The organism is Streptomyces sp. NPDC088157 (assembly GCF_044741545.1).
In the GTDB taxonomy this organism is placed as follows: domain Bacteria; phylum Actinomycetota; class Actinomycetes; order Streptomycetales; family Streptomycetaceae; genus Streptomyces.
In genome coordinates this window covers 1-22,964 of the sequence record NZ_JBIUSU010000007.1, presented here as the reverse complement: position 1 = coordinate 22,964, position 22,964 = coordinate 1, and the positions used below count along the sequence as shown (strand labels likewise).

The window sequence follows — 22,964 nt, the reverse complement described above, 5'->3', positions numbered from 1 at the left end:
GAGGCGCAGGAGCGCCACGAGAGCCAAAGGGCTGCTACGAGAGTAGGCGCACCCCGGGCACAGGTCACCGCACGGCGCACACGACCGCGGACACGCGCTCATCACGCGAGGCGGACGGGCGCACCGCCCGGCAGCCCATCGCGGCCGTGCCCGGCACACTTCTCGGGCGCGCACATCACGCGAGGCGGACGGGCGCACCGCCCGGCAGCCCACCGCGGCCGTGCCTGGCACACTTCTCGGGCGCGCACATCACGCGAGGCGGACGGGCGCACCGCCCGGCAGCCCACCGCGGCCGTGCCCGGCACACTTCGCGGGCACGCGCTCATCACGCGAGGCGGACGGGCGCACCGCCCGGCAGCCCACCGCGGCCCACCACGGATCACCTCGCACACCTCACGCGAGCCACATCCCGTCGCGCCGCGCGCCTCACCGGACCTCGACGAAGTCCCCCACCTCCCGCTCCCCACGGGCCCGGGGCTCCTCCGCCGCGTGCCCGACCGCCACCGCTCCCATCGGGTCCCAGTCCTCCGGCAGCCCCAGCACCTCCCGCACCACGTCCCGGCAGAACATCGTCGACGACACCCACGCGGACCCCAGCCGCTCCCCGGCCAGGGCGACCAGGAAGTTCTGCACGCCGGCCCCGGCCGCGACCACGAACATCTCCCGCTCGGCCGCGTCCCGTCGCGCGTCGCCGTAGGTGTGAGACCCGTCCATCACCAGGCACGGCACCACGAGATAGGGCGCGTTGCGCAGGACGTCCCCCCGCCGCACCCGCTTGGCGACGGAGTCCTCCGACTTCCCGTCCCGCCGCAGATCCGCGATCCACGCGTCCCGCATGGCGTCCAGCAGCCGCACCCTCGACCCCGCCGACTCCAGCAGCACGAACCGCCACGGCGTCGTGTGATGCGGCGCCGGCGCCGTGACGGCCGCCGCCACCGCCCGCCGTACCGCTCCGGGATCCACCGGCTCGTCGGTGAACGACCGCACGGTCCGCCGCTGGGTGACGGCCAGCCGCACCGCCTCGGACGTACCCAGCCGGAACATGTCGTCGCGCGCACCGCGCACCATGACCCGCGCCCCGGTGTCGCTCCCGGCGGACCCGTCCTCGTCGCCGCCGTCGCGCTCGGTCAGGACGACGTGCTCCAGCCCCCGCACCACGGCCACGGGCAGCCCGGCGGCCTTCCCCTTCACGAGGTCTCCGGCGGCGGCCAGTTCGTCCGCCGTGGCGACCACGGTCGCGCTCAGCGGATTGCCGTGCGCGTCCGTGCCCCCGCGCAGGTCGTCCAGCACCCGCACCCCCGCGGCCCCGATCGCCACGTCCGTGAGCCCGGCGCGCCAGGGCCGCCCGGAGGTGTCGGTGACGACGACCCCTACGTCGACGCCGAGCGCGTCCCGCAGCCCGTCCCGGATCGTCCGTGCCGACGCGTCCGGGTCCTCGGGCAGCAACAGCACGGTCCCCGCGGGGGTGTTGGAGGCATCGACCCCGGCGGCGGCCATGACAAGACCCTGCCGGTTCTCGACGATCCGCAGCGCCCCGCGCCGGGCCACCACCCGCACGGTCTCGGCGTCGATCGCGGCCTCCCGGTCGGCCGCCCGGACGATCCGCCCCTCCGCCTTGGACACGATCTTCGAAGTGACGAGCAGTACGTCACCGTCGGCGAGACCCGGCTCGGCGGCGGCGATCAGTTTCACGAGGTCGTCCCCGGCCCGCACCTCGGGCAGTCCGCTCACGGCCCAGACCCGGTAACCGGTTTCGAAGGACCCGCTCATACCCCGCGCACCTCCTCCGCCAGCGCCAGCGCCTCCCGGGCCATCCGCGCGGTCGCGTCGAGGTCGCTCATCATCAGCGGGACGGCACGGCAGCGGATCCCGGCCGTCTCCACCCGCTCCACCGTGCCCGCGTCCACGGTGTCGACCAGCCAGCCGTCCAGGAGACCCGAGCCGTAGTGCTCGGCCACCGCCGCGGCCGTGGACTCCACGCCGACCGCCGCGAGCACCTTGTCGGCCATGCCGCGCACGGGCGCGTCCCCGACGATGGGCGACAGGCCCACCACCGGTACCCCGGCCTCGGCGATCGCCTCGCGGATGCCCGGCACGGCGAGGATCGTGCCGATCGACACGATCGGGTTGGACGGCGGGAAGAGGATCACGTCCGCCGCCGCGATGGCTTCCAGCACCCCGGGGGCCGGCTTCGCCTGCTCGGCGCCCACGGGCACGACCGCCTCCGCCGGCACGGACGCCCGCAGCCGCACCCAGTACTCCTGGAAGTGCACGGCCTTGCGCTCGCCGTCCGCCTCGACCGCGACATGGGTCTCCACCCGGTCGTCGGTCATCGGGATGAGCCGGACCCCAGGCTTCCACCGGTCGCACAGGGCCTCGGTCACCGCGCTCAGCGGGTACCCGGCGCCGATCATCTGCGTCCGCACGATGTGCGTGGCGAAGTCCCGGTCGCCCAGCCCGAACCATCCGGGCCCGGCGCCGTACGCCGCGAGCTCCTCCTTCAGGTGGAAGGTCTCGTCGGCCCGCCCCCAGCCCTGCTCCTCGTTGATGCCGCCGCCGAGCGTGTACATCACCGTGTCGAGGTCCGGGCAGACCTTCAGCCCGAAGAGGTGGATGTCGTCGCCGGTGTTGCCGATGACCGTGATGTCCGCGTCCGGCACGGCCTGCTTCAGACCGCGCAGGAACCGGGCACCGCCGATGCCGCCTGCCAGAACCACAATGCGCATGGGAGTCAGTCTCGCAGGCGGCCGCGACAGTCCGTCGGCCGGTTGTGGACAACCACCCGCCTGTGGAAATCCGCCCCACCCGTACGAGCCGACGGCGTCCGCCTACTGGCTGACGACGTCCCTCTGTCCGTAGGTCTCGAGCGCCGCGCAGGCGATGGGGGCCCCGCCGGCCGCCCCGGTCGAGTGGAGCCGGGATTCGGGGAGCATGGGCATCTCCGTCAGTCCCGGGAAGTACACGTGCAGGCTCACCGCAGGCTCCAGCGCGTCGTTGACGACCTCGTGCGCGTACCCGGGCGCGAAGACCCGCTGCACCCCCGCCCCGAGCACCCGCTTCCCGCGCTCCGTGCGTTCGGTCAGCTCGCCGTCCAGGACGGTGAGCACACCGGAGGAGCGGCCGTGGTCGTGCAGCCCGCTGCCCTGGCCGGGCACCCAGGACAGCAGCCACACCTCGTAGCCGGGGCCGGTGCGCAGCCGGTGGTACCAGCGCGTCGTCGCGTCGTACCGGACCAGGTGCTCCCACTGGGTCCGGTCGGCGGCGATCGAGCGGGCCAGGCCGACGAACTCGGCGACGGTGGCCGGGTGCTCGCGCGGTGCCTGGAGGAGGTGCGGGACTTCGAGGATGTCGCCGGCGATCTGGAGGTCGCTGTCGCTGTTCATGGGGTGCGTTCCTCGGCGGGAGAGGCGGAAGGAGTGGGGGGCTGGGTGTCGCGTACCGTCCGCCCGGATCACGGGTGGAACAGAGGCGCCCTGGTGTGGGCCGGGGGAAACAGCAGCCGAGTCGCGGTGGACTCAGGAGGAGCAGCCGGAGCGCGTTGGGCTCAACAGCTGGAACGACGACAACAGCTACAGCGAGCGCGGGCAGCACCGTGGGACCCGGCGGAGCCGGTCGAGGTGAGTGCCAAGTTCGCGAGCATGCCCACAAGGACAGCGGTTCACACCTCCACTGTCAACTCGACGCCCGGTATGTGGGACCTGGTTCACCTCATCCGGTTCCTCTGCGAGGTGAAAGGTTTGTGCACGGGCCTACCGGGACACATGGCGCACATGCCGGGCGCGCAAGCCTCACGGCGATCCCGTGATCCGACTGTGATCCGGTTCGCTTTCGCGTGCGTGCCGCAACGGGATCGCATCTTTGGGCGTCCTTCCCCGTACGAGCGCTGTGCGGGGCCGGTGGCCCTCCGGGGCTTCGTCTGCTTGTCAAGGTTTATGGCGATTTGAACACTTACCGCTTGGCCTTGGTTCCGCAGAGTGAATAAGACGCCCAATAGCAGATCCCGGCTTGACTCGCCCGGAGCAGCACACTTGTAATTTCACTCGTGTCGTTCAGCCGAAATCGGTAACGGCCACGTCACGGGGACGCGAAAGACAGAGCGAGGGGCGCACATGACCGAGCTGGTGCAGCAACTGCTGGTCGACGTCGACGACGCGGACGAGGAACTCGGCTGGCAGGAGCGCGCGCTGTGCGCCCAGACCGATCCCGAGTCCTTCTTCCCCGAGAAGGGCGGCTCCACCCGCGAGGCGAAGAAGGTCTGCCTCGCCTGTGAGGTCCGATCCGAATGCCTCGAGTACGCCCTGGCCAACGACGAGCGCTTCGGCATCTGGGGCGGCCTGTCCGAGCGGGAGCGCCGCCGGCTGAAGAAGGCGGCGGTCTGACCACCGCCCACTCCGACCGGCACAGACAGGCACAGACAGGCACAGACAGGCACAGGGGGCAGCGCGGCATCGCGGTGCGCGGACACAGCGGTCCGAACGGCCCGTCGCACGTGGGTTGTCCACAGGCGGCGGGCCGTCGTCCTGCCCAGCCGATAGTGTGGGCGCTCGTCCGAGACACCCCGCCGCCCACACGGCGCAGGCGTCCACCGCAGTCCACCGAACCGGGGCCCGTACCTCGATGTCCGTGCACAGCCACACGGCAGCCCAGCAAGACAGCGCTGCCACACCTGAGTTCCCGCGTCATGTAGTGACCGCGGTGATCGTCTCCCACGACGGTGCCCGCTGGCTGCCCGACGCGCTCGCCGGGCTGCTCGGCCAGGAGCGCCCCGTCCAGTCCGTCATGGCCGCCGACACCGGCAGCTCGGACGACTCCGCCCGCCTGGTCGCCGAGGCCCTCGGGGACGACCGTGTCCTGCACCTCGCCCGGCGCACCGGGTTCGGCCAGGCCGTCGAGGAGGCCAACCGGACGGCCCCGGTCCTCACTCCCGAGGAACTGCCGTACCTGAAGCGCCCCAGCGGCTGGGACCCCGTCACGCGCACGTGGCGCGACGACGCCTACGACCTGCCGGAGCTTCCGCACGGAGAGCCCGTCCAGTGGTTGTGGCTGCTGCACGACGACAGCGCCCCGGAACCGGGCGCACTGGCCGAACTGCTGCGCGTGGTCGACAACGAACTCGAACTGGGCCGCGACGACGTGGCCGTCGTCGGCCCCAAGCTCCGCGGCTGGTACGACCGCCGCCAACTCCTCGAGGTCGGCGTCACCATCGCCCACTCCGGCCGCCGCTGGACCGGCCTGGACCGCCGCGAACAGGACCAGGGCCAGCACGACCACGTCCGGTCCGTACTGTCGGTGTCCACCGCCGGCATGCTGATCCGACGGGACGTCTTCGACCAGCTCGGCGGCTTCGACCGCCGGCTGCCCCTGATGCGCGACGACGTCGACCTGTGCTGGCGCGCGCAGGCCGCCGGCCACCGCGTCCTCATCGCCCCCGAGGCCGTCGTACGGCACGCCGAGGCCGCCTCCCGCGAGCGCCGCACCGTCGACTGCGCGGGCCGCACCAGCGCCTCCCCGCACAAGGTCGACAAGGCCGGCGCCGTCTACACCCTCCTCGTCAACAGCCGCACCGCCCTGCTGCCCTGGGTCCTGGTGCGCCTGGTCCTCGGCACGCTCCTGCGGACCGTCGCCTACCTCGTCGGCAAGGTCCCCGGACAGGCCCTCGACGAGATCCGCGGCCTGCTGGGCACGCTGCTGCGGCCCGAGCGGATCATCGCCGGGCGGCGAAGGCGCGGGAAGCCGGCGGTCGACAAGGATGAACTGCGCCCCCTGTTCCCGCCACCCGGCGCGACCGTGCGGGCCACCGTCGAACAGGCCGCCGGCGACTTCTTCGGCTCCTCCGACCCCGAGGCCACCTCCGGCGCGGGCCGGCACGGCGGCGCCGTCGAATCAGGACCCGGCGGCGACGACGCCGACTTCCTGGAGATCGAGCAGTTCGCCCGCCTCAAGCGCGTCGCCCGCAAGCCCGGCCCGGTGCTCTTCCTGGTCCTGCTGCTCGTCTCCCTGGTCGCCTGCCGCAACCTCCTCGGCGGCGGCGCGCTCGCGGGCGGCGCCCTGCTGCCCGCCCCGGCCGACGCCTCCGAGCTGTGGTCGCGCTACCTCGACGCCTGGCACCCGACCGGCGTCGGCGGCACCCCGTCCGCCCCGCCCTACCTCGCGATCATCGCGGCGCTGGCCACCCTGCTGTTCGGCTCGACCGGCCTCGCCCTCACCGTGCTGCTCGTCTGCTCGGTGCCGCTGGCCGGCCTCACCGCCTACTTCGCTTCCCGCCCGCTCGTCGAGTCACGCCTCCTGCGGGCCTGGGCGGCCGTCGTCTACGCCTTCCTGCCCGCCGCCACCGGTGCGCTCGCCGGCGGCCGGGTCGGTACCGCCGTCCTGGCCGTCCTGCTGCCGCTCATCGCCCGCGCGGGCGTCGCCGCGAGCGGCCTCACGCACGGGTCCGGAGCCCGCGGCAGCTGGCGCGCCACCTGGGCGTACGCGCTGCTGCTGACGATCGCCACCGCGTTCACGCCGATCGTCTGGCCCGTCGCGCTCGTCCTCGGCCTCGCGGTCCTGGCCGTGCGCCGCCGCGAGATCACCCCCTACGGCCTGCGCTTCCTGGCCCAGCTGGGCACGCCCCTGCTGATCCTCGCGCCCTGGTCGCTGTCCCTGCTGCCGTTCGGCTTCTTCACCCAGGCCGGTCTCGACCACGGCCCGTCGAGCGCCACCGCCCTCGACCTGCTCGGAGCCAGCCCCGGCGGCCCCGGCACCGTCGACGGCCTGATGCTCATCGGCATCGTGCTGGCCGCGCTGGCCGCGCTGCTGCGCTCCGAACGCCACTTCGGCGTCTGGGCCGCGTGGGCGGTCGCCCTCGTGGGTCTCGTCTTCGCGGTGCTGTCCAACAGCTCGACGTGGGCCGGGCCCGCCACCCTCGTCTACGGCATCGCCCTCCTCGCCGCCGCCGTCATCGGCGCCGACGGGGCACGCACGCGTGTCGCCGAGCAGAGCTTCGGCTGGCGCCAGCCGGTGGCCGCCCTCATCGCCTTCGCCTCGGCCGCGGGCCCACTGCTCGTCGCCGCCGGCTGGATGATCGGCGGCGCCGACGGCCCGCTGGAGCGCCGCGACCCCGTACAGGTGCCCGCGTTCGTCGCCGAGGAGGCAGGCAACCGCGATCAGGCCCGCACCCTCGTCCTCGACAGCGACTCCGCCGCCCACGTCGGCTACATGCTGGTGCGCGGCTCCGGCGCCCGCCTCGGCGACGCCGAACTCGCCGCGGCCGACGGCGAGAACAAGCAGCTCGACAAGGTCGTCGCCAATCTCGTCGCCGGGTCCGGCGCCGACCAGGCGGACCAGCTCGGCAAGTTCGCCGTGGGCTACGTCCTCGTCCACAAGGGCGCGCCCCGCGAGGTCACCCGCGTCCTGGACGCCACTCCCGGCCTGAAGCGGCTCAGCCAGCAGGACGGAAGCGCCCTGTGGCGGGTCGACCAGGAGGTCTCCCGCGCGGCCGTCATCGCCACCTCCGGCAAGGGCACGGCGACCCCGGTCGCCGCGGGCCCCGTCGACATCCACACCACTGTCCCCGCCGGCTCCGGCAGCCGCGTCCTGCGCCTGGCCGACGCCGCCGCCGACGGCTGGACGGCCACCCTCGACGGCAAGCCCCTCACCCCCACCACCGTCGACGGCTGGGCCCAGGGCTTCGAACTCCCCTCCTCCGGCGGGAAACTGGACGTCACCTACGACGACCCGTTCACCCACACCGCCTGGCTGTGGGCGCAGGGCTTCCTCGTCCTCGTCCTCGTCGTCCTCGCCCTTCCCGGCCGCCGCCGGGACGTCGACGACGACCTTCCCGAGGAGGAGCCGATCCCGGACCGGGCGACCGAGGGCGAGGGCCGTCGCGCCCGCCGCCTGCGCGCCCAGGCCGAGGCGGACTCCGAGTCCGAAGAGCCGGGCGGCGACGACGAGTTCCCGTCCCCGGCACAGGAGGAGGTCCCGCTCGCGGTTCCGCAGCAGCAGCCGTACGGCGAGTGGGAGCAGGCGGACTACGCGGGCGCCGGTTACGCGGGCGAGCAGTACCAGGGTGCCCAGCAGTACCCGGCGGGCGGCTACGACCAGCAGGGCTACGACCCCTACCAGGCCGGCCAGTACGACCCGTACGCCTACGACGGCCAGGCACAGCAGGCGCCGTACGACCAGACCTACCAGCAGCAGGGCTACGACCCGTCGGCCTACGGCCAGGGCGGCTACGACCCCGCCTACGACCCGGACCGGCACCCCCACGGCACCGGCAGCGAGCGCCCCGACGGGAGCCAGCAGTGAACCGCACCACCCTGTCCCTGATCGCCGGCACGGCCGCGCTCGCCGCGGTCACCGGGTTCGCCACGCTCAACCAGCCGGACACGTCCGCCCCGGACACCGCCAAGGCGGCCGCGGAACTGCCCGTGGAGCGCACGAGCCTGCTCTGCCCCTCGCCCAGTACCTCCGACCTCGCCGAGACGACGTACACGTCCTTCACACCCGTCACCAAGGGCACGGACGGCGACGGCACGGCCGAACTCGTCGCGGCCACCGCCGAGTCGCCGGCCGCGACGACCGACAAGGCCGACAGCAAGACGACCGACAAGGCGAGCGGCAAGAAGAAGGCGACCAAGCCGGTCCTCACGCCCAAGGCGCCCGGCGCCCCGGCCGTCGGCGACACCACCGGCGGCGGGACGCCGGCACTGCTGGGCGTCGCCGAGGGCAAGTTCGCCCCCGGCTGGACCGTCCAGGAGACCACCGAGGTCACCGCCGGCAGCGGCCGCGGCCTCCAGGGCGTCACCTGCACCGCACCGGACACGGAGTTCTGGTTCCCCGGCGTCAGCACCGTCGCCGACCGCACGGACTACGTCCACCTCACCAACCCGGACGACTCCGCCGCCGTCGCCGACATCGAGCTCTACGGCAAGGACGGCGCCCTTCCGACCACGGTGGGGGAGGGCATCACGATCCCGGCGCACTCCAGCGAGCCGATCCTGCTGTCCACGCTCACCGGCGAGAAGCAGGAGGACCTCACCGTCCACGTCAACGTCCGCAGCGGCCGTGTGGGGGCCGCCGTCCAGGCCCTGGACGAGAAGCTCGGCGGGGACTGGCTGGCGGCCTCCACCGACCCGGCGGGCACCCAGGTCGTCCCGGGCGTCCCCAAGGACGCCACGGCCGTCCGCCTCATCGCCTACGCGCCGGGTGACGCCGACGCCGACCTGAAAATCCAACTCGCCTCCCCCTCCGGCCTGATCACCCCCGCCGGACACGAGACACTGCACGTCAAGGCGGGCATGACGGCCGCGGTCGACCTGGGTGACGTCACGCGCGGGGAAGCGGGCTCCCTGGTCCTGACCCCGACGGACCGGTCGGTACCCGTCGTCGCGGCCGTACGGGTACTGCGCGGCAAGGGCGCCAAGCAGGAGTCGGCGTTCATCAGCGCGAGCGCCCCGGTCGGCACGCGCGCGTCCGCCGCCGGCAACGGCGCCAAGGGCTCCACCCTCTCCCTGACCGCGCCCAAGGGCACCGCCAAGGTCAAGGTCACCGCGTCCGCCGGCAGCGGCGGCGGCACGTCCGTGTCCAAGACGTACACGGTCAGGAGCGGCACCACCCAGGACGTCGAACTCCCGGTCCCCACCGGCCTGAAGGGCACCTACGCCCTCACCGTGGAACCCCTCACGGACACCCCGGTCTACGCCGCCCGCACCCTGGCGGTCACGGAGGAGGGCGTCGCGGGCTTCACCGTCCAGAGCCTGCCGGACGACCGGGGCACGGTGGCGGTGCCGGAGGCCGACGAGAACGTCGCGGTGTTGCAGAAGTAACCCGAAAGGGCTGTCGAGGCACCCGGAAGAGGGACACAGGAGCGCAGGGGCGCCGGCCGTGCCAAGGGGGACGTCAGTCCTCTCCGTAGCGCGGATCCACCGTCTCCGGCGTCAGCCCCAGCAGTTCCGCCACCTGCTCCACGACCACCTCGTGCACCAAGGCGGCCCGCTCGTCGCGCCCCTTGGTGCGGATCTCGACCGGCCGCCGGTAGACGACGACCCGCGCCCGCCGCCCCTCGCGCGCGGGCATCGTCCCGCCCAGCGGAACCGCCTCGTCGTTCCACGGTTCCGTGGTCGCGTCCAGGCGCGGCACTTCCAGCACCATGAAGTCGATGTCGGCCAGCTGCGGCCACCGCCGCTCGAGCCGCTCCACGGAGTCCTGCACGAGATCCGAGAACACGTCGGCGCGGCTGGCCGCCAACGGAACCTGGGGCGGCGCGATCGGCCCCCGCATGCCCCGGCCGTGGCGATCTCGACGACGGGGTCCGGGGCCTGCGGCGGCGGGGGGCGGTACGGGGCTGTCCATCACTACTGAAGCGTAGTCCTCGCCCCGATCCGGTGCTCCGCCTCCCACGGCAACCCGGCCGCCGCCGACCGTCGTGCCCCGCATGTCGTGGGATGACCATTCCAGCCAAGGTTGGGCTCGATTCCGTATCTCTCCGAGACCGGCGAACTCATCGCAATTGATGCTGTTTGTGTCGAGTGGTGACCACGAGCTGATGTCTTCCTGTGTTTAACCCCTGGTGTTCCTGCAGGTCAGCGGGGTATGACTGGAGAGGCGCGTGGGGCGTTTCACAACCCGACACGGTGGAGTGACCTGGTGGAGAGTCGTCGCGGCCCGCTCAAGAGTGCGGTACCGTCCAACGTCGTGAGCCCTGTACGTCGCTGTTCGCGAACTGCCTGCGGCCGACCCGCCGTCGCGACGCTGACGTACGTCTACGCCGACTCGACCGCGGTCCTCGGCCCGCTCGCCACCTACGCGGAACCCCACTGCTACGACCTGTGCGCCGAGCACTCCGAGCGCCTCACCGCCCCGCGCGGCTGGGAGGTCGTCCGGCTCCTCGACGGTTCGGCTCCCGCACGCCCCAGCGGGGACGACCTGGAAGCGCTTGCCAACGCCGTCCGTGAGGCGGCCCGCCCGCAGGGACGCGCGGCCGGGGCCGGCGGCGGACGTACGGCGGACCCGATGGAGGTCGCGCGCCGCGGCCACCTGCGGGTATTGCGCTCGCCGGACAACTGAGCCGGTTTCCAGCCTCCCGTTCGCACGGACCGATGTACGCCCATCGAGTGCGCCGTCCTCGCAGTCCGACCATCCATTCGGCCGGGGAGGGAAAGCGCTTTCCATGGGATGGGGGCGCGCCCTGGAGGGGTGATCGGTGTCGGGGGCGCCCGTCGCCCTGCGGGCCTGGCCGCCTGCCACCGGCCGTACCGCACGCTGCGGAAGTGCACCGCTCCGTCCTGCCGGGACGGCTGAGGCATGCACGCGCGTAACCACCCCGGAGCGGTCCGAGGGTCCCCGCCGGCGGCACCCGCGGTGAGGGCCGGCTCAACGGGCCCGCCCACGGCTGCCTCGCCGGGCGGCGTGCTCGTCCTGGCGGCCCCGATTCGCCACTGCCGCCGTACTCGACACCCACGCGCGCGTGGCGCTCGGGCAACAAGCCGCGGCGGTGCGCGAGTTGAGGCACGGGATCCTCACCGCGGCCACCGCCCCGACCCTCGCCCAACGTCCTTACCCCTCCGAACAGGCCGCCACGAGCGGTCACTTCGCGGCGAAGGCCGACGCGCAACGCACTTCCTGTCGAGCCCGGCCCCGGCGGGACGATCCCGCCGCAGACCCCCGCCGCCCGCGCCACCGTCGGACTCGCGGGCACGGAGAGCGACCTGCTGCCCGCGGTGGTCGCAAGCAAGCATCGGACGGCTCCGCGCGATGTGCCCGAGCGTGGTCGACCGGAGCTCGCCCGCGCCGGAACCGGCCGCTCCTGTGGCGGCGGCCCCACCTCGGACGACGGCGCGGAACGGCGGCCCGGTCACGTATGTGGGTCCACTCGGCGGCCCTCCCGCGGACGGCGAACCGGCCCGGGTAGTTTGTGGTGACCTACAGGACTTCAGGAAGGTTGGCCGTGGCTGCTGATCTGTCACAGCTCGTGAAGGCGTACGACGTACGCGGGGTGGTCCCGGACCAGTGGGACGAGTCCCTGGCCGAGCTGTTCGGGGCGGCCTTCGCCCAGGTGACCGGCGCCGAGGCGATCGTCGTAGGCCACGACATGCGCCCTTCCTCGCCCGGTCTGACCGGCGCCTTCGCGCGCGGTGCTGCGGCCCTCGGCGTACACGTCACCGAGATCGGCCTCTGCTCCACGGACCAGCTGTACTACGCCTCCGGCGCGCTCCACCTGCCCGGCGCCATGTTCACGGCCTCGCACAACCCGGCCCGCTACAACGGCATCAAGCTGTGCCGCGCGGGCGCCGCCCCCGTCGGCCAGGACACGGGCCTGACGGAGATCCGTGAACTGGTGGAACGCTGGACGGACTCGGGCCGCCCAGCGCCGGCTCCGACCCCGGGAACCATCACCACGGCCGACACGTTGAAGGACTACGCGGCGCACCTGCGCGCACTCGTCGACCTGACCTCCGTCCGCCCCCTGAAGGTCGTGGTCGACGCGGGCAACGGCATGGGCGGCCACACCGTCCCCACGGTCTTCGACGGTCTGCCCCTGACGCTCGTCCCCATGTACTTCGAACTGGACGGCACCTTCCCCAACCACGAGGCCAACCCCCTGGACCCGGCGAACCTCGTGGACCTCCAGAAGCGCGTCCGTGAGGAGTCCGCCGACCTCGGCCTCGCCTTCGACGGCGACGCCGACCGCTGCTTCGTCGTCGACGAGCGGGGAGAGCCCGTCCCCCCGTCCGCGATCACCGCCCTGGTGGCCACACGCGAACTCGCACGCAACGGCGGCAAGGGCACGATCATCCACAACCTGATCACCTCCTGGACCGTCCCCGAGGTGGTGCGGGAGAACGGCGGCACGCCCGTCCGCACCCGCGTCGGCCACTCCTTCATCAAGGCGGAGATGGCACGCGCCGGCGCGATCTTCGGCGGCGAGCACTCCGCGCACTACTACTTCAAGGACTTCTGGAACGCCGACACCGGGATGCTGGCGGCGCTCCACGTCCTCGCGGCCCTCGGCGGCCAGGCGAGCCCGCTCTCCTCCCTGGTCGCGGAGTACGACCGCTACACCGGCTCCGGTGAGATCAATTCCACGGTCGCCGACCAGGCCGATCGCATCGCCGCGATCAAGGCGGCCTACGGCGACCGCGAGGACGTCACCCTGGACGAACTCGACGGCCTGACCGTGTCCTCCACCGACTGGTGGTTCAACGTCCGCCCCTCCAACACGGAGCCCCTCCTCCGCCTCAACGCGGAAGCCCGCGACGAACCGACGATGGCCAAGATCCGCGACGAGGCGCTCACCATCATCCGAGCCTGAAGGCCCCAGGGGGCCAGGGGAGCAGCACCCGCAGGGAATGAAGCGAAACCTCCAGGGGATCGAAGAGGCGAAGCCCCTGGGAGTGGGGACGGGCAAGGGCCGCGGCGCGACCCCTCAACGCCCACCCCCAACCTCAACGCCGGACCCCCGGTGTGCCGGCCACCAGCCCCCTTCCGTACCAGCCCCTCAACGCCGCCCCCGGGTGCGTCGGCCACCAGCTCCCTTGGGCCCCGTCCCTTCCCGCCCGCCCCCGGTGCGCCGGCCACCAGCTCGTTCCCGCCCCACCATGAGGCGTCGGTCACCAATCCCTCCCACCTCATCCCCTCCCACCTCATCCCCTCCCCCTCCCCGTCCCATCTCGCCCAACCCCTCCGCCCCAACCCCACCAGCGGTACCCTGACCAGGCACATCCGGACACCCCGAAGGGACACCCCATGCCGCTCGAAGCCGGCCTCCTGGAGATCCTCGCCTGCCCCGCCTGTCACGCCCCCCTCAAGGAGCAGGACGCGGAGCTGATCTGCACGGGGCAGGACTGTGGCCTGGCATACCCCGTCCGCGACGGCATTCCCGTCCTGCTCGTCGACGAGGCCCACCAACCCGCGTAACGCACGCCGCGCGACCGCACCCACGGCCCCCGCCAGGCCCGTTGCCGCCCGGTCCGAGTGACCCCGGTGCCCCGGCGTTCCGCCGCTCCGCGCCCGGTGCCACGCACCACCCCACCCGGGCGGGACCGCGCCGCATCCCGCCCCCCGGCTCCGCACACCGACGACGCCCCAGGCGATCGGAGACTGCCGACATGCTCGACGACTCGCTGCTCGACACGCCGGAGGCCCTCGCCGAGGCCGACCGCCGGGCCCTCCTGCGCGGTGCGGCCGAAGCGGGTGCCCGGGTCCGCACCGCCGCCCGGCACGCGGCCGAGGCCGGCGTCCACTCCCTCCAGCCCGACGGCCGCCCACGCGCGATCCTCATCGCGGGCCCCGGCGCCGCCGCCACCTGCGTCGCCGACCTCCTCGGCACGCTGGCCGGTGCCGCCTGCCCCGTCATCCGCCTGACACCCACCGGCGTCGCCCCCGCCGCAGGCGCCCTGCGCTGGGAACTCCCCGGCTGGGCCGGCTCCGTGGACCTCCTCCTCATCGCCACCCCCGACGGCAGCGAACCGGGCCTCTCCGTCCTGGCCGAACAGGCCTACCGCCGCGGCTGCACCGTCGCCGCCGTGGCCCCCGCGGAATCCCCGCTCACCGAAGCGGCAGGCGCCGCCCACGGACTGTTCGTACCGCTCGCGACCGCACCGTACGAACAGGACGAGCGGGTCCCGGCCGCGGCCTCCGCCCCCGGCGTCCTCTGGGCCCTGCTCACTCCCCTCCTCGCCCTCCTCGACCGCATCGCCCTGCTCTCCGCCCCGCCCGAGGAGCTCGAACGCGTAGCCGACCGGCTCGACCAGGTCGCCGAGCGCTGCGGCCCCGCCGTCGCGACCTACAGCAACCCGGCGAAGACCCTGGCCGCCGAACTGGCCGACTCCCTCCCGGTGATCTGGACCGAAGGCACCTCGGCCGGCCCGGCGGGCCGCCGCTTCGCCGCCGCCCTCGCCGAACTCGCGGGCCGCCCCGCCCTGGTTGCCGAGCTCCCCGAGGCCCTCGCCGAACACAACGCGATCCTCGCCGGACCCCTCGCCGCCAGCGCCGACCCGGACGACTTCTTCCGCGACCGCGTCGACGAGGCCCCCGCGCTGCACGCGCGCGTGGTGCTGCTGCGCGACCGCCCGATCGGCGGCCTCACCGCCGCCCCGGCCGCCCGGGACCTGGCCCTCAGCCACGACACGCCGATCAGCGAACTCGAGCCCGAAGCAGGCGACGAACTCGTCACCCTCGCCGAACTGATCGCCACCACGGACTTCGCCGCCGTCTACCTGGCGCTCGCCTCGGGAGCCTGACCCCGACCCCGACCGCCTCCCAAGAACCGTCAGACGGCGGCCGACAGGCGACAGAGGCCAAGCGACAGGCGTCGAGTGACAGACATCGAGCGACAGGCGTCGAGCGACAGACGTCACGCGACGGACGACGCACGACCCGACAGACCGAAACCGGCCGACGGACAGACCGGCAGACCCGCAGACTGGCAGACCCGCACGCAGAGAGAACCGCATGGACCGCCTCGACAACACCGTCCGCCCCTACGCCTGGGGTTCCCCCACGGCGATCCCGCACCTGCTCGGCACCGAGCCGACCGGCGAACCGCAGGCCGAGATGTGGATGGGGGCCCACCCGGGCGCACCCTCACGCACCGACCGGGGCACCCTCGTCGAGATCATCGACGCCGACCCGGAACGGGAACTCGGCGCGGCGACGGTCACCAAGTTCGGCCCCCGCCTCCCCTTCCTCCTCAAGATCCTCGCCGCCGGCGCCCCCCTCTCCCTCCAGGTCCACCCCGACCTGGCTCAGGCCAAGGAGGGATACGAGGACGAGGAACGCCGCGGCATCCCCGTCGACGCCCCGCACCGCAACTACAAGGACGCCAACCACAAGCCCGAACTCATCTGCGCCCTCACCGAGTTCGACGGTCTGTGCGGCTTCCGCGCCCCCGCGCACGCGGCCGACCTCCTGGACGGCCTCGGCGTCGACTCCCTCAAGCCGTACGTCGACCTCCTGCACGCCCACCCCGAGGAAGCCGCCCTGCGCGAGGTCCTCACGGCGATCCTCACCGCCGACCGCGAGGAGATGGCCCACACCGTCGCCCAGGCAGCGGCCGCCTGCGACCGCCTCGGCGGCGACTACGCCCCCTACGCCGGCATCGCCCACCACTACCCCGGCGACCCCGGCGTCATCGCCGCCATGCTGCTCAACCACGTCCGACTCCAGCCCGGCGAAGCCCTGTTCCTCGGCGCCGGCATCCCGCACGCCTACCTCGACGGCCTCGGCGTCGAGATCATGGCCAACTCGGACAACGTCCTGCGCTGCGGCCTCACCCCCAAGCACGTGGACGTCCCCGAACTCCTGCGTATCGTCCGCTTCGAACCCGGCGACCCCGGCGTCCTGCGCCCCGAAGCCGCCCCGGACGGCGAAGAGGTCTACGACACCCCCATCGACGAGTTCCGCCTGTCGCGCTACGTCCTCTCGCCGGGCGCCCCCGCCCACGACCTCACCCTCCCCACCCCGCAGATCCTCCTGTGCACCGCGGGCGCCGTCCGGGCGGGCGAGCACGCCCTGACGCCCGGCACGTCTGTCTTCGTTCCCGCGGGGCACAAGGCCGAAGTGACCGGTGCGGGTACGGTCTTCCGAGCCACGGTCGTCGTCTGACCCCGGTCGCGACGACCTGACGCACCGCTGCCGGACGGGGCTGCAACAATGATCCCCCGGCAAAGGACGGGCAAAGCCGAAGACGGGCCGCGCCCAGCACGGCGTACGCACGAAAGCGAAGGGACAACGCGAACACATGAGCGCGTCAGGCGGCACCAGGGCGATCGTGGCGGCACTCGGCGCCAACCTCGCCATCGCGGCATCGAAGTTCGTGGCGTTCGCGTTCAGCGGCTCGTCGTCGATGCTCGCCGAAGGCGTGCACTCGCTCGCCGACTCCGGCAACCAGGCCCTGCTCCTCATCGGCGGCAAGAAGGCCCAGCGCGAAGCCACCCCGCAACACCCCTTCGGCTACGGCCGCGAGCGCTACATCTACGCCTTCCTCGTCTCCATCGTCCTCTTCTCGGTCGGTGGCATGTTCGCCATCTACGAGGGCTACGAGAAGATCAAGCATCCGCACGAGATCGAGCACTGGTACTGGCCCGTCGGAGTCCTCGTCTTCGCGATCATCGCCGAGGGCTTCTCCTTCCGCACAGCCATCAAGGAGTCCAACCCCCTGCGGGGCGACCACTCCTGGAAGGAGTTCGTCCGCCGCGCCAAGGCGCCCGAGCTCCCGGTCGTCCTCCTGGAGGACTTCGGCGCACTCGTCGGTCTGGTCCTCGCCCTCGGCGGCGTCGGCCTGGCACTGCTCACCGACGACGGCGTATGGGACGGCATCGGCACGCTCTGCATCGGTGTCCTGCTCATCCTGATCGCGCTCGTGCTGGCCGCCGAGACCAAGTCCCTCCTTCTCGGCGAGGCCGCCACCGGCGAAGACGTCCGGAAGATCGAGGCGGCGGTCGTCGACGGCGACACCGTCACCCGCGTCATCCACATGCGTACCCTCCACCTCGGCCCCGAGGAACTCCTCGTCGCCGCCAAGATCGCCGTCCAGCACGACGACACGGCCGCCCAGGTCGCCACCGCCATCAACGCCGCCGAGGCCCGCATCCGCACCGCGGTCCCCATCGCCCGCGTCATCTACCTCGAGCCCGACATCTACAGCGAGGCCGAGGCCGCCAAGGGCTCCGATCGTGAGGCGACCCCGGGCGGCCCCGCCCAGCACCCGACCGGGCACTGACCCGCACCGCCCCCACAGGGCCCGCCCACCCCGGGCGGGCCCTGTCTCATCTCCCCCTCACCTACCGTGATCGGCGCGATCCGATCGGAGATGGACTGGGGCCGTCCCGCCACTCCGGTGTAGCTTGGAACGGAGCCAGACGTCGCTGCTGATGGCGGTCGGGCGGTCCCGGTACGGACCGTCCGAGGGAGAGAGGGCCTCCGACGGACTGCGCTGCGCGCGCGAGGGCATGCCCGTGCCCTTCTTCGGGCACCCCTGTGTCCGCCGCCGCGCAGGCCAGCCGTACTCCACTCTCTCGACCCACACCCCGAGGAGCAGCTCACCATGACGACTGTCGACAACCGACAGGACTTCAAGGTCGCCGATCTCTCCCTGGCCGCTTTCGGCCGCAAGGAGATCACCCTGGCCGAGCACGAGATGCCCGGCCTGATGTCGATCCGCAAGGAATTCGCCGCCACCCAGCCGCTGGCCGGAGCCCGGATCATGGGCTCGCTGCACATGACCGTGCAGACTGCCGTCCTGATCGAGACCCTGGTCGCCCTGGGCGCCGAGGTCCGCTGGGTGTCCTGCAACATCTTCTCCACCCAGGACCACGCGGCCGCGGCCATCGCGGTCGGCCCGAACGGCACGCCCGAGGACCCGCAGGGCGTTCCCGTCTTCGCCTGGAAGGGCGAGACCCTGGAGGAGTACTGGTGGTGCACGGAGCAGGCGTTGACCTGGCCGAACAGCCCCACCGGCGGCCCGAACATGATCCTCGACGACGGCGGTGACGCCACCCTCCTGGTCCACAAGGGCGTCGAGTACGAGAAGGCCGGCAAGGTCCCCTCGGTCGACACCGCCGAGAACGACGAGCACCGCGTCGTCCTCGAGCTGCTCAACCGCACCATCACCGAGGGCTCCCAGAAGTGGACCCAGATCGCGTCGGAGATCCGCGGCGTGACCGAGGAGACCACGACCGGCGTCCACCGCCTGTACGAGATGCACCGGGACGGCACCCTGCTGTTCCCGGCGATCAACGTCAACGACGCGGTGACGAAGTCGAAGTTCGACAACAAGTACGGCTGCCGGCACTCCCTGATCGACGGCATCAACCGCGCCACCGACGTCCTCATCGGCGGCAAGACCGCCGTCGTGTTCGGTTACGGCGATGTCGGCAAGGGCTGCGCGGAGTCGCTGCGCGGCCAGGGCGCCCGAGTGATCATCACCGAGATCGACCCGATCTGCGCGCTCCAGGCGGCGATGGACGGCTATCAGGTCACCACGCTCGACGAGGTCGTCGAGACGGCCGACATCTTCGTCACCACGACCGGCAACAAGGACATCATCATGGCCGCCGACATGGCCAAGATGAAGCACCAGGCCATCGTCGGCAACATCGGCCACTTCGACAACGAGATCGACATGGCAGGCCTCGCCAAGATCCCGGGCATCGTCAAGGACGAGGTCAAGCCGCAGGTCCACACCTGGACCTTCCCCGACGGCAAGGTCCTCATCGTGCTGTCCGAGGGCCGCCTGCTCAACCTGGGCAACGCGACCGGCCACCCCTCCTTCGTGATGTCCAACTCCTTCGCGGACCAGACGCTGGCCCAGATCGAGCTGTTCACCAAGCCGGAGGAGTACCCGATCGACGTCTACGTGCTGCCCAAGCACCTCGACGAGAAGGTCGCGCGCCTCCACCTCGACGCGCTCGGCGTCAAGCTCACCACCCTCCGTCCCGAGCAGGCCTCGTACATCGGTGTCGAGGTCGAGGGCCCCTACAAGTCGGACCACTACCGCTACTGAGTCCGCGGCCCCGTCCGCCGAAAGCGCGTCCGCGCACTGACGCGCTTCTCGGCACCGGGTAGATCCTCCGAGGCAGGCCCCCGCACCCCCGTGCCGGGGGCCTGCCCCTTCGGCCCAAGGCCGGACCGGCCGTCAACCTGTCCGGCCGGCTCGTCGAGACGGACCGGACCAGCCCGTCACACCCCAGGACCCCCATGCCCCGCGGCCGTTATTCGCTCCACGATCCGCACGATCACACCCCCCTCGCACACGAGCACTTCCAATGCGCCCCCGGCCCGTCCGGCTGGCGCTACGTCTCGCGACTGACCACCCCCACCGGCGACCACACCGGCTCCGTCGACCTCACCCTCGACGACCTCGGCCGCCCGCTCCGCCTCGAACTCCACGCGAGCAGCTGGCAGGTACGAGGTGCGGCCCTGGACGGCGTCACCTGGGTCCGCACCGACCCCACCGGCACTCAGGCAACAGAAGGCAACGTCCCCGCCCACGCCTTCACCGGTACATCCCCCGCCTTCCTCATCGCCACCAGCCGACTCCTTCGCCTCACCCCCTCGCCCTCTTCCTCCGCGACCCGAGTACGACTCGTGGCCTTCACCGATCCGGTCCTGGCCCCGCGCACCGTCGACCAGTCCTGGGCCTTGCTGAGAAGCGAAGCACACGCCACTGACAGCGGCCCCCTGACCGTGGACGAATACCAGGTCACAGCCCTGGACACCGGGGAACAACACACGCTGCACATCGCCGGGGACGTCGTCCTGGCGGCCCCCGGCATCGAGCTGGAAGACCTCGAGACGCCCCCGTCGACCTTCGACTGACGTCACCCCGGACCCGACTACGCCGGAGGCACGAACCCGGAGGCCGGCCCCTGGCCCCGATCGGCAGCCGACTCCTCCGCAGGCCCCACGGACCGCACCGCGTCCGACAGCGGATCTCCAGCAACCCCGGACGCTGACTGCGCCGCCCCAGACCCGGAAGAGACCGCCGGCCCGGAAGGAGCGGGCGCACCGTACGGACCGGGCGAACCGTATGACATCGGCGAACCGTACGGCGCCGGCGGGCCGTATGAAGTGGGGGCACCGTACGGAGCGGGCGGGCCGTACGGAGCGGGCGGGCCGTACGGAGCGGGCTGAGCGCATGGGGTGGGCTGACCGTACGGCGTCGGCGGGGCGAAGGCTCCCGGCGCACCGACCCCCGCTCCGAACTGCCCCTCACCCGCGGGCCGCGCCGCCACCGGGCCGCTCCCGAATGCCCGCCGCGCCTCGCGGACCTGCCGCTCCTGCGCCACCGCCGCCAGATACGCGGCGGGCGGCACCTCCGGGGGTACCGGCGTTCCCGTACGCGCCGCGAGATCACCGGCCAGCCGCTCCGCCATCGCCCGGCCGACCTGCGGATCCAGCTGGTTCATCCGCCCCAGGTACTGCCGGACCGCCAGCCACAGCCCGTCCGGCACCGCCGAGAGATCGAGAGCCTGAAACCGTCCCGCCAGCCAGGGCGGGGGTGGCGGGACGAAACCGGACCGCGCCGCAGGCACCCGCTCCCGCACCACCAGCGTCCCGGCGAAGACATCACCGAGGCGCCGTCCCCGTGCCGACACGAGCGAGGCGATACAGGCCACCACCCCGATCGTCAGCAGAATCTCCACCACCCCGAGCGCGCCCCGTACCAGCGCGTGCCGGAAGCGGATCGGCCCACCGTCGTCCCGGACCACCCGCAACCCGCACGCCGCCTTCCCGAGCGACCGCCCATGGCTGAGCGTCTCGACCGCGATCGGCCCACCGACCAGCACCAGCAGGAACGAGGCGATCGACAGGGCGATCTGCGCCGCCTCGTCCAAGGACGCCGTAGCCGCCACCAGACCGACGCTCACGGCGATGTAGGCCACGAACGCCACGATCAGGTCCAGCAGCGTCGCCAACGCCCGGCTGGGCAGCCTGGCAGGCCGCAGCTCCAAGGCCACGGCCTCACCCGTCACCAGCTCACTCACGCCCGTCATCCCTTCCCTGGCCCGCCCCGAGAACGGCCAGTCTGCCAAGCTGAGGGCACATCGCGCCGCAGTACGACAAGCTGACACCCATCACCGGCCGCCGACGAACAGCCGAGGAGCAGGCACACCGATGGACCTCGACGTCTTCGTCTCCGCCCACCGGGCCGAATGGGACCGTCTCGACGCCCTTCTGCGCCGACGGCGCAGCCTCACCGGCGGTGAGACCGACGAACTCGTCACCCTCTATCAGCGCACCGCCACCCACCTCTCCCTGATCCAGTCCAGCGCCCCCGACCCGCAACTCACCGGCCGGCTCACCCAACTCGTGGCACGCGCGCGCAGTGCTGTGACAGGGACCCGCCGTGCCTCATGGCGGGACGCGACGCGCTTCCTCACCCAGGGCTTCCCCGCCGCGGTCTACAGGGCGCGCCACTGGTGGGTGCCCACCGCGCTCCTCTCCACCGCCGTGGCAGCGCTCCTGGGCTGGTGGATCGGTACCCACCCGGAGGTCCAGTCCTCCATAGCGGCCCCCGACGAACTGCGCGAGCTCACCCGCCCCGGCGGCCTGTACGAGACCTACTACTCGAGTCACGAGGCCGCGGCCTTCGCCGCCCAGGTCTGGACGAACAACGCCCAAGCCGCCGCGATGTGTCTGGTCCTGGGGGTCTTCCTGGGCCTGCCGGTCCTCTGGATCCTCTTCCAGAACATGCTCAACCTCGGCATCGGAGCCGGCCTCATGTCCTCGGCAGGCCGGCTCGACACTTTCCTCGGCCTCGTCCTCCCGCACGGCCTGCTCGAGCTGACCGCTGTTTTTGTCGCGGCCGGCACCGGGCTGCGCCTGGGCTGGACCGTCATCGACCCGGGCCCGCGGTCCCGGCGCACCGCCCTTGCCGAGGAGGGCCGGGCGGCGGTGGGCATGGCGATCGGCCTCGCCCTGGTCCTCTTCGTCTCCGGCGCCATCGAAGGCTTCGTCACCCCGTCGGGACTGCCGACCTGGGCCCGCATCACCATCGGCATCACAGCCGAACTCGTCTTCCTGACCTACGTCTACGTCGTCGGCGGCAGAGCCGCCCGGGCCGGGGACACGGGTGACGTCGAGGCTGCCGAGCGCAGCGCCACGGTGCCGACGGCCGCCTGATGTGCGGATGGCCCCGCCGGGCTGCTAGTCTCCTCTTCGCCCCGCAAAAGCCGTTGACACGGAGTGCGCGGGGAGGTAGATTCGAACAGTTGCCTGGAACTGGACAACGTCCGGTCGGCAGTGGTTAGTATCTGTCAGCCTCTTGAATCTCTGATTCCACAGAGGTCCCCCGATAAGTCGGAAACAAATGGTCGGTCAAACCGGCCTGGAACTTCTGATAAAGTCGGAACCGCCGGAAAGGAAACCGCGAAACAAAAGCGGGAACCTGGAAAGCACCGAGGAAATCGGGTCGAGAAAAGATCTGATAGAGTCGGAAACGCAAGACCGAAGGGAAGCGCCCGGAGGAAAGCCTGAGA

Annotated in this window: 17 protein-coding genes; 12 read left to right on the top strand and 5 right to left on the bottom strand. The window is 72.2% G+C overall.

Annotated elements, in window-relative coordinates:
- Positions 1-426: 426 nt before the first annotated feature.
- The 3 genes from ACIPFH_RS27050 to ACIPFH_RS27040 form a co-directional block, all read right to left on the bottom strand.
- The gene (locus ACIPFH_RS27050; protein WP_401830278.1) at positions 427-1,770 is read right to left on the bottom strand and encodes a coenzyme F420-0:L-glutamate ligase; all 1,344 of its coding nucleotides are present in this window, start codon (positions 1,768-1,770) and stop codon (positions 427-429) included.
- A complete protein-coding gene (cofD, locus tag ACIPFH_RS27045; RefSeq protein WP_401830276.1) occupies positions 1,767-2,726 on the bottom strand; it encodes a 2-phospho-L-lactate transferase in 960 nt (319 codons plus the stop codon). Before cofD ends, ACIPFH_RS27050 begins: the two co-directional genes overlap by 4 nt.
- A gap of 102 nt (positions 2,727-2,828) precedes the next feature.
- On the bottom strand, positions 2,829-3,383 hold the full coding sequence (locus tag ACIPFH_RS27040; RefSeq protein WP_401830274.1) for a cysteine dioxygenase: 555 nt from the start codon (positions 3,381-3,383) through the stop codon (positions 2,829-2,831).
- Positions 3,384-4,109: 726 nt separating this feature from the next.
- Here ACIPFH_RS27040 and ACIPFH_RS27035 point away from each other — a divergent pair.
- The 3 genes from ACIPFH_RS27035 (at position 4,110) to ACIPFH_RS27025 (ending at position 9,809) form a co-directional block, all read left to right on the top strand.
- The gene (locus tag ACIPFH_RS27035) at positions 4,110-4,379 is read left to right on the top strand and encodes a WhiB family transcriptional regulator (RefSeq protein WP_020128551.1); all 270 of its coding nucleotides are present in this window, start codon (positions 4,110-4,112) and stop codon (positions 4,377-4,379) included.
- A 238-nt stretch (positions 4,380-4,617) separates the two neighbouring features.
- Positions 4,618-8,289, top strand: a complete 3,672-nt coding sequence (locus ACIPFH_RS27030; RefSeq protein WP_401830272.1) for a glycosyltransferase — start codon at positions 4,618-4,620, stop codon at positions 8,287-8,289.
- Positions 8,286-9,809: a DUF5719 family protein gene (locus ACIPFH_RS27025; RefSeq protein ID WP_401830271.1), complete on the top strand. Its 1,524-nt coding sequence runs from the start codon at positions 8,286-8,288 to the stop codon at positions 9,807-9,809. Before ACIPFH_RS27030 ends, ACIPFH_RS27025 begins: the two co-directional genes overlap by 4 nt.
- A 73-nt stretch (positions 9,810-9,882) precedes the next feature.
- Here ACIPFH_RS27025 and ACIPFH_RS27020 read toward each other — a convergent pair whose 3' ends face one another.
- Positions 9,883-10,335, bottom strand: coding sequence for a metallopeptidase family protein (locus ACIPFH_RS27020; protein WP_359121802.1), 453 nt, complete (start codon positions 10,333-10,335; stop codon positions 9,883-9,885).
- Positions 10,336-10,629: 294 nt separating this feature from the next.
- On the opposite strand from ACIPFH_RS27020, the gene ACIPFH_RS27015 reads away from it, so the two are divergent.
- From ACIPFH_RS27015 to ACIPFH_RS26980, 8 genes are all read left to right on the top strand, one after another.
- Positions 10,630-11,049, top strand: a complete 420-nt coding sequence (locus tag ACIPFH_RS27015) for a DUF3499 domain-containing protein (RefSeq protein ID WP_401830269.1) — start codon at positions 10,630-10,632, stop codon at positions 11,047-11,049.
- A gap of 880 nt (positions 11,050-11,929) precedes the next feature.
- On the top strand, positions 11,930-13,294 hold the full coding sequence (locus ACIPFH_RS27010; RefSeq protein ID WP_401830267.1) for a phosphomannomutase/phosphoglucomutase: 1,365 nt from the start codon (positions 11,930-11,932) through the stop codon (positions 13,292-13,294).
- Positions 13,295-13,728: 434 nt separating this feature from the next.
- The gene (locus ACIPFH_RS27005) at positions 13,729-13,899 is read left to right on the top strand and encodes a Trm112 family protein (protein ID WP_401830265.1); all 171 of its coding nucleotides are present in this window, start codon (positions 13,729-13,731) and stop codon (positions 13,897-13,899) included.
- Between the two features lie 191 nt (positions 13,900-14,090).
- A complete protein-coding gene (locus ACIPFH_RS27000) occupies positions 14,091-15,224 on the top strand; it encodes an SIS domain-containing protein (protein WP_401830263.1) in 1,134 nt (377 codons plus the stop codon).
- Positions 15,225-15,435: 211 nt separating this feature from the next.
- Positions 15,436-16,587 carry a mannose-6-phosphate isomerase, class I gene (manA, locus tag ACIPFH_RS26995; protein WP_401830261.1) on the top strand — a complete coding sequence of 384 codons (1,152 nt, stop codon included), beginning with the start codon at positions 15,436-15,438 and terminating at the stop codon, positions 16,585-16,587.
- Positions 16,588-16,723: 136 nt separating this feature from the next.
- Positions 16,724-17,704: a cation diffusion facilitator family transporter gene (locus ACIPFH_RS26990; protein WP_401830259.1), complete on the top strand. Its 981-nt coding sequence runs from the start codon at positions 16,724-16,726 to the stop codon at positions 17,702-17,704.
- Between the two features lie 324 nt (positions 17,705-18,028).
- Positions 18,029-19,486, top strand: a complete 1,458-nt coding sequence (gene ahcY, locus ACIPFH_RS26985; RefSeq protein WP_356247147.1) for an adenosylhomocysteinase — start codon at positions 18,029-18,031, stop codon at positions 19,484-19,486.
- A 194-nt stretch (positions 19,487-19,680) separates the two neighbouring features.
- The gene (locus tag ACIPFH_RS26980; RefSeq protein WP_401830256.1) at positions 19,681-20,301 is read left to right on the top strand and encodes a hypothetical protein; all 621 of its coding nucleotides are present in this window, start codon (positions 19,681-19,683) and stop codon (positions 20,299-20,301) included.
- A gap of 17 nt (positions 20,302-20,318) precedes the next feature.
- On the opposite strand, the gene ACIPFH_RS26975 is transcribed toward ACIPFH_RS26980, so the two are convergent.
- Positions 20,319-21,470: an RDD family protein gene (locus tag ACIPFH_RS26975; RefSeq protein ID WP_401830254.1), complete on the bottom strand. Its 1,152-nt coding sequence runs from the start codon at positions 21,468-21,470 to the stop codon at positions 20,319-20,321.
- 130 nt (positions 21,471-21,600) lie between these two features.
- On the opposite strand from ACIPFH_RS26975, the gene ACIPFH_RS26970 reads away from it, so the two are divergent.
- On the top strand, positions 21,601-22,608 hold the full coding sequence (locus ACIPFH_RS26970) for a stage II sporulation protein M (protein ID WP_401830251.1): 1,008 nt from the start codon (positions 21,601-21,603) through the stop codon (positions 22,606-22,608).
- Positions 22,609-22,964: the final 356 nt, after the last annotated feature.

Bases quoted from the DNA above. Each gene is read 5' to 3' on its own strand.
- ACIPFH_RS27050 (WP_401830278.1), bottom strand. From the start codon at position 1,770: ATGAGCGGGTCCTTCGAAACCGGTTACCGGGTCTGGGCCGTGAGCGGA.
- cofD (WP_401830276.1), bottom strand. From the start codon at position 2,726: ATGCGCATTGTGGTTCTGGCAGGCGGCATCGGCGGTGCCCGGTTCCTG.
- ACIPFH_RS27040 (WP_401830274.1), bottom strand. From the start codon at position 3,383: ATGAACAGCGACAGCGACCTCCAGATCGCCGGCGACATCCTCGAAGTC.
- ACIPFH_RS27035 (WP_020128551.1), top strand. From the start codon at position 4,110: ATGACCGAGCTGGTGCAGCAACTGCTGGTCGACGTCGACGACGCGGAC.
- ACIPFH_RS27030 (WP_401830272.1), top strand. From the start codon at position 4,618: ATGTCCGTGCACAGCCACACGGCAGCCCAGCAAGACAGCGCTGCCACA.
- ACIPFH_RS27020 (WP_359121802.1), bottom strand. From the start codon at position 10,335: ATGGACAGCCCCGTACCGCCCCCCGCCGCCGCAGGCCCCGGACCCCGT.
- ACIPFH_RS27005 (WP_401830265.1), top strand. From the start codon at position 13,729: ATGCCGCTCGAAGCCGGCCTCCTGGAGATCCTCGCCTGCCCCGCCTGT.
- ACIPFH_RS27000 (WP_401830263.1), top strand. From the start codon at position 14,091: ATGCTCGACGACTCGCTGCTCGACACGCCGGAGGCCCTCGCCGAGGCC.
- manA (WP_401830261.1), top strand. From the start codon at position 15,436: ATGGACCGCCTCGACAACACCGTCCGCCCCTACGCCTGGGGTTCCCCC.
- ACIPFH_RS26990 (WP_401830259.1), top strand. From the start codon at position 16,724: ATGAGCGCGTCAGGCGGCACCAGGGCGATCGTGGCGGCACTCGGCGCC.
- ahcY (WP_356247147.1), top strand. From the start codon at position 18,029: ATGACGACTGTCGACAACCGACAGGACTTCAAGGTCGCCGATCTCTCC.
- ACIPFH_RS26980 (WP_401830256.1), top strand. From the start codon at position 19,681: ATGCCCCGCGGCCGTTATTCGCTCCACGATCCGCACGATCACACCCCC.
- ACIPFH_RS26970 (WP_401830251.1), top strand. From the start codon at position 21,601: ATGGACCTCGACGTCTTCGTCTCCGCCCACCGGGCCGAATGGGACCGT.